Annotated in this window: 8 protein-coding genes; 4 read left to right on the forward strand and 4 right to left on the reverse strand. The window is 36.8% G+C overall.

Features of this window, described 5'->3' with window-relative positions:
- The 4 genes from AC07XN_RS09035 to AC07XN_RS09050 form a co-directional block, all read left to right on the forward strand.
- Nucleotides 1-1,555, forward strand: a 1,555-nt coding sequence (locus tag AC07XN_RS09035) for a helix-turn-helix domain-containing protein (protein ID WP_494742796.1), incomplete at its 5' end; no start/stop codon positions are given.
- Nucleotides 1,556-1,693: 138 nt separating this feature from the next.
- Nucleotides 1,694-2,056, forward strand: a complete 363-nt coding sequence (locus AC07XN_RS09040) for a LytR/AlgR family response regulator transcription factor (RefSeq protein ID WP_309921300.1) — start codon at nt 1,694-1,696, stop codon at nt 2,054-2,056.
- A 175-nt stretch (nt 2,057-2,231) separates the two neighbouring features.
- Entirely contained in the window at nt 2,232-2,855 is a 624-nt protein-coding gene (locus AC07XN_RS09045) for a thioredoxin domain-containing protein (protein ID WP_309921296.1), read from the forward strand.
- The gene (locus AC07XN_RS09050; protein ID WP_494742797.1) at nt 2,852-4,132 is read left to right on the forward strand and encodes a monooxygenase; all 1,281 of its coding nucleotides are present in this window, start codon (nt 2,852-2,854) and stop codon (nt 4,130-4,132) included. The genes AC07XN_RS09045 and AC07XN_RS09050 overlap by 4 nt, the downstream gene beginning before the upstream one ends.
- A gap of 383 nt (nt 4,133-4,515) precedes the next feature.
- Here the strand turns inward: AC07XN_RS09050 and AC07XN_RS09055 are convergent, their stop codons facing one another.
- From AC07XN_RS09055 to AC07XN_RS09070, 4 genes are all read right to left on the reverse strand, one after another.
- Complete coding sequence (locus tag AC07XN_RS09055) at nt 4,516-5,202, reverse strand: hypothetical protein (protein ID WP_494742798.1); 687 nt, start codon at nt 5,200-5,202, stop codon at nt 4,516-4,518.
- 78 nt (nt 5,203-5,280) lie between these two features.
- Entirely contained in the window at nt 5,281-6,966 is a 1,686-nt protein-coding gene (locus tag AC07XN_RS09060; protein ID WP_494742799.1) for a SusD/RagB family nutrient-binding outer membrane lipoprotein, read from the reverse strand.
- 45 nt (nt 6,967-7,011) lie between these two features.
- Nucleotides 7,012-10,293, reverse strand: a complete 3,282-nt coding sequence (locus AC07XN_RS09065) for a SusC/RagA family TonB-linked outer membrane protein (RefSeq protein WP_494742800.1) — start codon at nt 10,291-10,293, stop codon at nt 7,012-7,014.
- A 539-nt stretch (nt 10,294-10,832) separates the two neighbouring features.
- A complete protein-coding gene (locus tag AC07XN_RS09070; protein ID WP_494742801.1) occupies nt 10,833-12,194 on the reverse strand; it encodes a RagB/SusD family nutrient uptake outer membrane protein in 1,362 nt (453 codons plus the stop codon).
- Nucleotides 12,195-12,212: the final 18 nt, after the last annotated feature.

Consider the following 12,212-nt stretch of genomic DNA (forward strand, 5'->3'; position numbering starts at 1 on the left):
TAATATATCTTCTTCCCTTGAATATTTCGAAACGAGTAATTCAAAACTTAGCTTTCGTGATATTCAAAGTAAACAATTTGCTCCTTATTTTAAAAAAAATATTCATGTTGGTTTTTCAGACGCTACTCAATGGTTTAAACTAAACTTGGTTTCAGCAAAAACATCTAATTGGGTATTTGAATGTAGTAATCCAGTGATTGAATACATTGATGTTTTTATCCCACAACAAAACAAGCAATATAAGGTATTCAAAGGAGGCTGTTTTGTAGCCAAAGATAAAAGAAGCTATACTTCATCTTACCCCATTATTCATTTTAATTTATTGGCTAATCAACCCCAAACAATATTTATTAAAACGAAAAGTCAAAGGGCCTTTTATGCAACTTTCCTGATAATGCCCGAAGCTGTTCACGAAATAAAAAGATATTCAGATGAACGTAAAGTATGGATTTTGGATGGCGTTCAACTATTAGGAAATTTCCTTATTTCTATCATAGCCTTCTTTTTATTGAAAACCAATACCTATAAGATTTTCGCTATTTATTCGCTTTGTATTTTATTTACGGTATCTGCCTATCATGAATCAATCGGAGATTACTTTACCAACAACCCAGTACAATCTACCCTTATCAATGCTTTGCCTTATCGGCTTTTAGCTATCTTCGAAATTGTATTAACAATTAGCTTTTTACCAATAACGACCTTATATCCCAAATGGGTAAAATGGTATTTGTATTTATCCATTGTTTCCACTTTAGTGTTGACCCTAGCCATATACTTTGATTATAACTGGAGGTGGATAAAAATGAATGTACTGAATACCTTGATTGCTGATATCTCTATTATTCTACTTTTTGCTTACGCATATTACAAAAAGGTAAAATTAGAATGGTTGTTTGTGTTTTCATTTATCTTTAGTTTTACGGGCTTTATTTTTCTCCAACTCAGGCTTTTAAAAGTCATAGATTTTGCATTTATCGATAATCTTGTATTTTTCTCAGACCCTATCAAAATCACTTTTTTTGTTTTGCTAATCTGTAAAATCTACCTGAGGTCTCAGCAATCAGAAGTAGACCCAGCAATTATGTTAGAATATCAGCCAGAATATCATAACATACCGCTAAACAATGAGGACCATCCTCCTTCCCCGATTACCTATTTCCCAGACCCCAATTTTGATATAGAGAACTTCTCTGTACCCATACAACAAGAACAGCATATTAATCAACAAGACGAAGCTTTTCTGCAAAGGATAGAGCAAATTATTGAGGCGCATCTGTCTGATAGTGCTTTCAATATTACAGACTTAGCCGATGAACTTAATATAAGTACCGTACAATTAAGAAGAAAATTGAAAACCTTAACAAACCAGACCACCGTTGAATTTATCAGAAACTACCGCTTAAAAAAAGCTGCGGAGCTACTGAAAAATCGCAACGGTAATGTCTCCGACGTAGCATTTCAAGTAGGTTTTGAAAGTCTTTCATATTTTACAAAAGTATTCCAGGAATCTTTCGGGAAATCGCCATCCGAATGGTCTAAAAGTTTTAAATAGTACTTTTTAAAGTTGGTAAAGCCAGTAATATAGTACTTTTTTAGGTTTTTTGTCATAAATGAACAAATTTTTGTCGATTTCAAGTTAACATTTTCAATATCTAAATTGCAATTTTGTAGTAGTAATAATTCTATAATTATGAAAAAATTATACCTTACTAAAAGTAGTCAAGTTGCTCTGAAAGAAATTCTATATTTAAAGAGTGATGAAAATTATACCGCCATTTATACCACCAATCAAGAGCGTTTGATGGTAGCTCGCACACTAAGAGTAATGCAAGAAAGAATAGAAGATACTCAGTCTTTTATCAGAATCAACAACAATCATGTTGTTAACATTTCTTTCATGAATGGTTGGAGGAAAGACGATAAAAAGCTTGTTATCATTCTTGAAGATGGTCAAGAATTTGTAGTATCCAGAAGAAGAATCAGCGACTTTAGAGAGGCCATAAGAAAATCTCCTAAAGCTGTTTTATTGAAGAATAACAAAGTAAATTCCTAACAATTTTAAACCACCCTAGTACCTAGCACACCTTAATAAGAGCCATAGTTCATGGTTCAGGCCTGTCAATAAAGATTTTCTTTATTGGCAGGTTTTTTTGTTTTGAGGGTAGAAACTATCTACTCAGTTTTTACTATCTTTATGTAAGAGTATCTTTAAATTTCCAGAAAGATTAATGCTTAAATCAAACAAACTACAAGCCATATTCAGAAACTGCTTTACTTTTTTACTGCTATGCTATGGGCATCAGTTGATGTTTGCCCAAAAAATAAGCATTCAGCCCAAAACCCAGTTTAGGGATATTCAAAACCATATCTATCAGCTTAATAGCCATTCCCTTAGTGTATTTGTTTTTCTGGATACCGAATGCCCAATAAGTCAGCAATATACCAGTAAATTAATGGCACTCAGCAAGGGCTTTGTACTGGCTAAAGATACATTGAAACATAGCAAGCCAATTGATATTCAATTTTATACAGTATTCCCTACTAAGGGAATATCGAAACAAGAAATTGAGGAGTTTAACAAAAAATACAATTTTAACTTTCCTGCTATCATTGATAAACTACACTACCTTACCACCCTATTTGATATACATATTACTCCCGAAGTGATAGTACTTGATGCTAAGGGGAATGTTCATTATCAAGGAGCTATCGATAATTGGTTTTATGCATTGGGCAAACATCGTGATGATGCCACTGAATTATATTTAAAAAATGCCATATCCGCTTTGTTGACACACAACGTAATTAATCCACCCAAAACTGAAGCCATAGGTTGTTATATTGAAAGATGATGGTCTGTAATCAAAATCGTGTTTATCTCAGTAAGTTAGTAAACCTGTTCCTTATCTGTTTAGGGCTCTTGCTATTGGCTAATAGTAGTGGTTTTGCTCAGCAAATTACATTTTCAGAACATGTAGCCCCAATCATTCATCAAAATTGTACGCCATGTCATCGAAAAGGAGAGGCTGCCCCGTTTAGTTTGGTTACCTATCAAGATGTAGTAAAACGGGCTAAATTTATTCAAAAAGTAACGGAAACACGCTATATGCCACCTTGGAAGGCTGATCATGATTTTGGAGAATTTAAAAATGTCCGCAAACTAACAGTTGGGCAAATTGCTACCATTAAAGTTTGGATTCAAACGGGTATGACTGAAGGCGATACTAAAAAGTTGACACTGCCTACTTTTCAAGAAGATACCCAATTGAACAAAAAACCAGATTTGGTATTGCATTGGAACAAGGCTTTTCGGATTCCTGCTAATAGTAAAGAAGAATATGTATTGTTTTCGTTACCAACTAATTTAGATACGAATGTATTTGTAAAGGCAATAGAGTTTAGACCCGGCAATAAAAAATTGGCTCATCATGCACGGATAGGAGTAGATACTACACAGATTATGCGAGTGACCGACGGGAAGTCTATCGATGATACATCCATTGCCCAATATGCAAAAATCAAAATGAAGGAGGAGTTTTGGATGGGCTGGATTCCTGGTAATAACCCTATTGAATACCCTAAAGGTACTGCCAAATATTTAAAAGCAGGTAGTGACCTCCTCCTGAATGTACATTACGCCCCAAATAATCTGGCGAATGAATATGATAGCTCAAGTGTGAATTTATATTTTGCCAAGGAACCCATTGAAAAAGAAGTACAAACTTTTATCCTTCATGAACAGGACATTACCAATCAACCTTTTGAATTAGCGGCCGATACCATCATTACTTTTTATGCCAAGTCTGCTGAAATTCCTTATCCAATTCATTTACTTTCGGTACAACCCCATACCCATTTATTGGGTAAATCGCTAAGGAGTTTTGCTATTACGCCTTCTGGAGAGATGATTCCCTTGATAAAAATTTCAGCATGGGATTTTAATTGGCAAATGACCTATGAATACAAAGAACCACTTCTGATTCCTATGGGTTCAGTAATTTACGCAGAAGCCACCTACGATAATACCGCCAAAAACCCCGAAAATAAATTCAATCCACCCAAAAAAATTACCTATGGCTGGAATTCAACTCAGGAAATGATGAATATTATTTTTCAGTATGTTAGATGAGTGGGAAGGTTTGAGTGAGCGGTTTTGAATTGTGAGTGATGTGTTGTGCTTGCCTAAAATAGGTTGACAAAAATGTAAAGATAGACATTTCAAAAAATCACAGATAACTATTCCTTTTCTCTTGTTTAAGTCATAAAAATCGGACTATTTACTAATCACACTTATGTACCAAACGGGTAAATAAAAAACCCTCTCTATAACAGAGAGGGTGCATTTGAAGTTTAAAGCAGGGGTTTTTGATAGTACTTTAATAGCCTATGGACAATTCTTATAAGAGGCCTTATTTTTTAGAGATGGGGATTTAAACTCCCATCTCTTCTAACTAACTTTTATAAAGAAGCTAAGATTACACATAAGTTTGTAATTTGCTTGTAATTAGTATGCTACTGTACAGACCAATCTAACTGGCAGTTTGAATTTGCCTCTGAAACAGCCGTAACATCACCACAAACGGAACTTTGGTTCCATGATTTGAATACTTTGCCATCAGTGGTGTAAAGTCTCCAGCTCAAGATAAAGTTATCAGTGTTGCCATCAAACCATTTGCCTGTAGTACGTGCGTGTGTTGGGTTATCGAATACTTTTACAGCATTTACTTTATCATATTTCCAAGTAACATCCTTGTACAAATCATAGATTTGTTTAGGCGTAACGCTAAAAGAATTCCAAACACGGTTGCCTTGTACATTTGAAATAGTACTTAATAATTTTCCAACGCCAGCACCTAAGTCAGCAGTTTTAGGGTTTCCGTCTGGGTCGTCATAGTCTTCAGTAAAATTGATATACAATTCTATTTTATTTACTGTCAATTTATTATCCAACGAAACCCAACGTATTTTGAAATCTATCTTAGCATTGTCTTGTCCTGTTGCAGGAAAGTTCTTGGCATAATTAGTCTCATATTTTTGCGGTCTGCTGTTTACATTGCCATTAAAAGCTATGCCATCAAACACTGTAAAGCCATGAACAGCGTATTCCCATTGAGGAACTGGATTCAAACTTTCATCTCTACAAGCATAGATAATTGAAAGCAGTCCAATTAAGCATATATATGTTGCAATTCTTTTCATATCCTAAATTTTTTATAGTTGATAAAAGCGAGTAGGCAAATGTTGGATACTTAGCCTACTCTTATAATAATTTGTTAATTAAAAAGTCCACTTTAATTTTACCTTATCCCAGAAAATAGGGTCACGGTCAAAAATCACATTAACCACTTTATCTGTGGCATTAGGATTCAAGCTACCTTCTTGTGATGGATACGGTTTACGCAAAGCAAACTGACGAATCGGTTTTAAAATAGGGTCTTGAATAGCAGTAGGATAGCCCAATCTTCTCAAACCATTCCATGTTTCTGTACCTTGTCCCCAACGGCAGAACCATGCTTGTTTCATTACAACATTTAATTTAGCCAAGTTTGTAGCCGCTGCATCGTATTGTGCTAACCACGAATTTACATAAGTAGTAATATCAGCCGCCGCAGGTGCTTTCGCATTGGCAGCATCTACAGCTAACCCTAAGTTTACTACTCTCGTGATGTGTTCACGGATAGCTGCTTCAAAAATAGCACGAGCATCACCTGTTAAGCCAGCATCAAGAATGGCTTCTATCTGATAAAACTTAATATCATTACTAGTAATAAGCGGTAAGATACCATTGCCCCCTTTAGTGCCCCCTGTTAATGCTTTAGCAGGAATTTCTCTACCAGAATACAAACCACCAGCAGGGTAACAACCCGGAGCAGTACGTAAGGCACCATCTTGAGGAGCCCCCGTATTATCGCCACGGTCACGACCAAAGAAGCCCGCTATGTACGATAAGTCAGCACTTGTTAAACTTCCATACACTTTAGCATAGTTATTCAAGAACGACTGTTTCAAGGCTAAATATGAACCACCGTAAGGAATAGTACCTCTATCAGTAGGGTTAGATGGGTCTAGCACTGTGCCAGTCTGACGATAGAAATAGAATGGTAAACGTGGGTCTTTATTCAAAATCATTTCAGACATCAATTGGTGCGAAATATAGCTGAAACCATTATCGCCCAAATAAGCATTCTGGAACCAAGGGTGGCGACCATCGCTACCATCTGCATTCAACTGTGTACCATATTTAAAGGTAAAATCATCAGCCGAGCTAGTAATAAAGCCACCAGCAGCGAAAGCCGCTACTAAATCAGCATTACCAGTAGCGCGCCCCTTGCGTGAGTTTAGCAATAATCTTAATTTTACGGACTTCGCTAATTTCACCCATTTAGAAATCGTACCACCATAAATGATATCATTCTTCACCGACACTGGGCTTGATTTAGCAAAGTTCGCTATCGCAGCATCGCAAAGTTTAATTACGGCTTCATAAACACTTGCATCTGTATCAAATTTGGCAGAGAAGTTAGGCGAATCGCCATTACCTTGCCAAGCTTCAGTATAAGGAATGTCGCCAAAAGTATCTACAAAGTTTCCAACGGCAAATGCCTTCAACGTTTGGGCGATACCCAAATAATGAGGACTGTTTACATTCTGGGTAGCCCTGATTAGTCCCTCGATACTTTGGGTCGACTGATAGAAAAAGTTCCAAGTTCCGTTATAAGAACTGTTGTTCAAGTTAAAATCATCAGCACTGTTTATCTGACCCGAAAACCCCGCCGTATTATAAATATCAATGTTATTGATAGCCGACAACTCAGCACTAGGTAACAGCAGGTCTGGAGTGGCTTGGATAGGGTTGTTTGGGTCTTTGTTGATATCTAACTCCGTAATGCTACAAGCACTTATTGAAGTTATTAATACCATTCCCCATACAAACCTTCTGAATGTTTTATATGTATATTTCATCTGAATGCTAATTTTAAATGAGAAAATCTGATACTTCGTGTTGTGTTAGAAGGTAGCCGAAAGGTTAACCCCAAAACGGCGTGTTGATGGTGCTGCACCTAAGTCAAAGCCTTGGATGTTTGAATCTGGGAAGTTTGATAATACCTCAGGGTCAAAATTCAAGCCTTTCAACATGTTAGGAGCATAAAACCAAAGGTTACGACCCGACAATGAGATTCTCAAAGAACCAATAAAGCCAACATTTTTCTTCAAAAAGGCTTTTGGGACAGAGTAACCAAGGGTTACCTCTCTAATACGAATAGTAGTAATGTCATACACGTTAGTTTCATCAGCACCATAAGCACCAAAGCCATCAGAGAAATGGTATTCAAAGGCTGTCATAGCAGTAGTGTTTCTAATCGTTTGTCCATCTGCACCCAAAATTGCTTGGTAAGTCTGTGGGTCGCCATAAACACCCGGAATAACACGTAAACCCTCGCGGTCTTCACTACCTTTCAATTGTCCTCTTAATAATAATGAGGCTGCCGTTACCGAGTACATTTTGCCACCTTTTCTATAATCTAATAAGGCCGATAAAGTAAAGTTTTTAAAAGTAAATGTGTTTGTCCAACCTAAAGTAAAGTCAGGAGCAGGGTTACCAATTAAAGTTGGCTGTGGCTGGTAGATTGGGTGTCCTGATGCCTCATTGATTAAATAGTTACCATTTGCATCACGAGCGTATTTACTACCATAAATCATACCGAATGGTTCCCCATTTCTGTGGATAGTTCCTAAGTTAGAAGTGGCTCCACCCAAGAAAATTTCTCCTGCCGGACCAGCATCAACTACCAAAGAGCGTAGTCTAGTAAAGGCCGCAAACGATGTCCATGTAAATCCGCTTTTAGTTTTGATTGGTACCAATGTTAAGCCTAATTCAATACCATTGTTATTGATTTTACCAGCATTGATGTTACGATAGGCAAAACCAGATGAAGATGGCACACGTGTTTGAACAATCAAATCAGTAGAGTTTCTATCAAAATAGGCCAAATCGATACCGATACGGTTATTGAAAAACTGTAGTTCAGTACCTACTTCTACTTCAGTAGTAAATTCAGGTTTCAAATCCACGTTGTTCAATGTACTTGAAATACCAGCAGTAGCAATTGGGTTATCTTGTATATAAGTAGTTCCTAAGTTATATACAGTATTTACTTGGTAAGGGCTAGCATCTTTACCCACTTTAGCATAGTTAGCCCTGATTTTACCGAAGCTCAATACCGTTTTTGGCAAATTAAAGGCGTCAGAAAATACAAACGAACCACTTACTGCTGGATACAAATAGCTACTGTTGGCTACTGGTAGGGTAGATGAGTGGTCGTTACGAACACTCGCCGTAAGGAAAGCATAGTTGTTGTATGATACAGTAGCTTCCCCAAATATACCATACAGACGACGCAACGAGTTGTACTGTGTACTCGACTGTTTTTTAGTACCGTTTAATATCAATAAGTTCGGGTCAATAACATCCTGACCTGTTGTACTTACACGACTGAATTGTCTTTCATTGGCGTTTGCACCAAGCAATACTTTCACAGCTATTTTGTCACTAAAATCGTGCGATACTGTCGCTAAAAAAGTATAATCTGTTTCAGTATTTACTAAGCTAGATTTTGAAACTGAGCCTAATGGTACGGCATTACCACCAGGGCGAATTACGTTAGTTCTAGTCTCTGAATAAGTATTGATACCTCCTTTTGCCAATAAGTTTAACCAAGGTGTAACGTCATAGCTTAATGCCATATTACCATACACACGGTTTACAGTACTATTGTACAAGTTGTATTTAACAATACGAAGAGGGTTATCTAAAGCACGATAAAATACGTTGGTACCATCAACTGGGTTTTCAAATGGGTAGCCATTTAAGTTATAGTTTCTTGGTAGGTAAAACAGACGGTCATAAATAGACCCAGTTGAACCACTACCATAGTCACTAAAGAAAGATGCACCCGACTGAGGGCTTTGCTGTGTGGTTAATACATAGTTTACATTACCACTCACTATTAAGCCATTGGTCAATGTAGCATTACCACCAAAATTCAAACTAGTACGCGATGTATTAGAATTAGGAATGATACCATCATTTTGCATTCTTGAGATACCTGCATTCAAAGAGGTTTTGTCACCTGTTGAGGCAATGCTGATACCATTTTCAATTACTTTACCTTGGCGGAAAAATCCCCCTACAATATCATAAGGTTGAAGAGGCACGGCTATGGCATTGCCGTTGGCATCTAAAAACTGAGGAAATACAGATTTATATCTGGCAGCACCATAAGCCACCCCTACTAATGGATGTGGTACTGTACCTTCTGGATAGCCATCTACAATCGTTTTAGAATAACGAGCAAAACCTAGTTGTGCATTTACTCTATCTACTTGAGAAGGAAACACCGTTCCCCAGTTACCAATGAACCCACCATTATAAATCTGGTTAGAACCTTGGGTATAGGTATCTTGATAGTCGGGTACAGTTGAAAGGTTTTCAATAGATGCCGACGAGTTTACCGTTACTTCCAATCCCTTTTTAACAGATTTACTACCTGATTTTGTAGTGATTACAATTACACCATTTGAAGCACGAGAACCATAGAGTGCCGCAGCAGCAGCGCCTTTTAGCACCGTCATCGATTCTATGTTGTTAGGGTCAATATCGTAGGCTCTGTTAGAGGTCACCGTGTTGTTAGCATAACCATCTGTAGAATTTACAGAGTTATCAAAAGGGATACCATCTACTACAAACAAAGGTTGGTTGTTACCCGTAAACGAGTTGTTACCTCTGATAGTGATTTTAGTACCTTGGCCGGGTGCACCCCCACCACTAATAATGTTAACCCCTGGTACTTTACCATTCAACGAACGTAAAGCATCGGGCTCTGAGCGTTGAGCCAAAGCATCTCCTTTTACAGAAGATACTGCATAAGCAAGTGCTTTTTTGTCACGTTGAATACCAATGGCTGTTACTACAATTTCTGTTAACTGTTTGGTGTCTGCCCCGAGTTTTACATCAATTACTGATTTTGTACCAATTGATATTTCTTGGGGAGTCATACCAACAAAAGAATAGACAATTGTAGTCGCAGTAGAAGGAACTGCTATAGAGTAGTTACCACTTGCATCGGTGGTTGTTCCTTTGGCGCTTCCTTTCAATTGAACTGATACACCTGGAAGTCCTGAGCCGTCCTCGGCCGAGGTCACTTTTCCTGACACTTTTCTGTCTTGTGCATAAATACTTACACAGCAAGCCACCCAAACGAGGAAAGTCGTTAGTAGTTTTTTGTTCATTTAATAATTTAGTTTTGGTTGAATTGGTTTATGTTATTGCTAACAGAATCAATTTAAAAAATTGTACTTTACAAACAAAACAATTATTAATTTTTTTTAATATAATATTTACATATGTGCTTATTTTTTAATATTAGACCATTTTGAATGATTAATTTATTGTGTTTGAACTAATTTTTTTCGACAAGAAGGTAAAATTGACTGATGTATGTTTTGTTTTTGTAGATGAACGGTAAGTGAAAATAATGTTAAACGTACTCAATATACGAAACCTAAAAATACTTAGGGCTTAAAATGTCATTGATAGAGAATACTTAATTTGTATTTTTCTTAGAATTTAAAAATGAGTGTTTTTCTGGGGAGTATAAGTAAGAAGCTGATGAAACTATAAATTTGTAGTAGAAAAGCCATGATTAAATACAAAAAAATATTGGAAAACGTATAATGCAAAAATAGACCGTCCCAATAAATTTTGAGACGGTCTATTTTGTATGAATCTAAGAATGCTTCATCAGTAAAAACATTCTTTGGTTTTTCAATTAATACCCTTCATTCTGAACCATATTTGAATTGGCATCAGTTTCTCTCATCGGGATTGGGAATATCAATTTCGGAGAATTGTAAGGATACGACTTTATTTCAGTACCAAAGTTTTTCGTGAATGTTTGTTTGTTACGTTTGATGTCATGAATCCAGTGTCCTTCAAAAGCTAGTTCAAATCTTCTTTCTTTTAAGATAGTAGCAAGGGTAACTGAAGCGTAAGGGTCAGCATTTGCACGAGTTCTAAGTCTGTTAATATCAGTTAACGGACTTGCGCCTAGTGGAGTACCCCCTACGCGGAAGTTCCCTTCAGCGCGTGTCAAATACATTTCAGCCAAACGAATGATAGGCATATTAGCAATTTGTGCTGCCCATTTAGCTGTAAAAATATCACCAGCATCATAGAAGAAATCACCTCTATCATCTGGAATATCATAAGTAGCCAAATGCTGAGAGTTTATGATAATATCACCACGACCACCCTGCGATGCCGAAGCAAAGAAAGTATTGAATGAGTTATCATTATCTTGATCAGTTTGCTGAATGGCAAAAATATCTTCCGTTGTGTTTGTTAAGTTATTAAATTCTTCTCCAAAAGTTGGCGTTAAGCTATAGGTTGCCGAAGCAATAACACGGTTAGCAGCCTGACGAGCAGCTTCATAATTACCTTGCATTAAATACACTCTTGATAACAAAGCCGCAGCAGTATATTTACCAATATAGAAGCCATTTTTTGCAGGCAAAAGCGATTCTGCACTTGTTAGGTCTGCTATGATTTGCTGATATACTTCTTCAACAGTATTTCTTTTTGTAAAGCTTGCTGTCGTAATTTCCAACGTTGGTGTTGTAATTAGAGGTATGCCTAAATTAGTTTTAGGGTCTCCGTCTTGATATGTTTTAGCATATACTCTTACTAATTCAAAAAGCATCCATGCACGAATGGCTTTTGCTTGGCCTTCTACACTTTGTTTTTTGGCAGCAGTTACTACTCCTAAGTTAGCCAATACTGTATTAGCGATGTTGATAGTACGATAAGTATCCAACCATGTAGTAGTAGCTTGTCCGTTATCTTTCAACAAGTTTTTACCAAATATTTGTGCTGGAGCAACAAATGTACCTTGCCATTGAATATCGCCATTGTCAGCGATTAATTCAGCATCCCTCTGTGGGTTACCGCCTAATACGTCAGCATCAGACATTGAATCGTAAGCACCAATCAAGATAGCCTCAACATCGGCAGATGTTTGTACGGCCGAAGAAGCGTCGATACTATTGACAGGTTTAACCTCCAGTTTGTTATCACAGCCCATCAGTACAATACCTAGTGCTATTGAATATATTATTTTATAGTTTATTTTCATTTTTGTATCCTTTTGTTG

Source organism: Arcicella sp. GW458-12-2-14-TSB2 (assembly GCF_059423785.1).

Excerpts from the sequence above, each read along its gene's own strand:
- AC07XN_RS09055 (WP_494742798.1), bottom strand. The coding sequence starts at position 5,202 with ATGAAAAGAATTGCAACATATATATGCTTAATTGGACTGCTTTCAATT.
- AC07XN_RS09040 (WP_309921300.1), top strand. The coding sequence starts at position 1,694 with ATGAAAAAATTATACCTTACTAAAAGTAGTCAAGTTGCTCTGAAAGAA.
- AC07XN_RS09045 (WP_309921296.1), top strand. The coding sequence starts at position 2,232 with ATGCTTAAATCAAACAAACTACAAGCCATATTCAGAAACTGCTTTACT.
- AC07XN_RS09070 (WP_494742801.1), bottom strand. The coding sequence starts at position 12,194 with ATGAAAATAAACTATAAAATAATATATTCAATAGCACTAGGTATTGTA.
- AC07XN_RS09050 (WP_494742797.1), top strand. The coding sequence starts at position 2,852 with ATGATGGTCTGTAATCAAAATCGTGTTTATCTCAGTAAGTTAGTAAAC.
- AC07XN_RS09060 (WP_494742799.1), bottom strand. The coding sequence starts at position 6,966 with ATGAAATATACATATAAAACATTCAGAAGGTTTGTATGGGGAATGGTA.
- AC07XN_RS09065 (WP_494742800.1), bottom strand. The coding sequence starts at position 10,293 with ATGAACAAAAAACTACTAACGACTTTCCTCGTTTGGGTGGCTTGCTGT.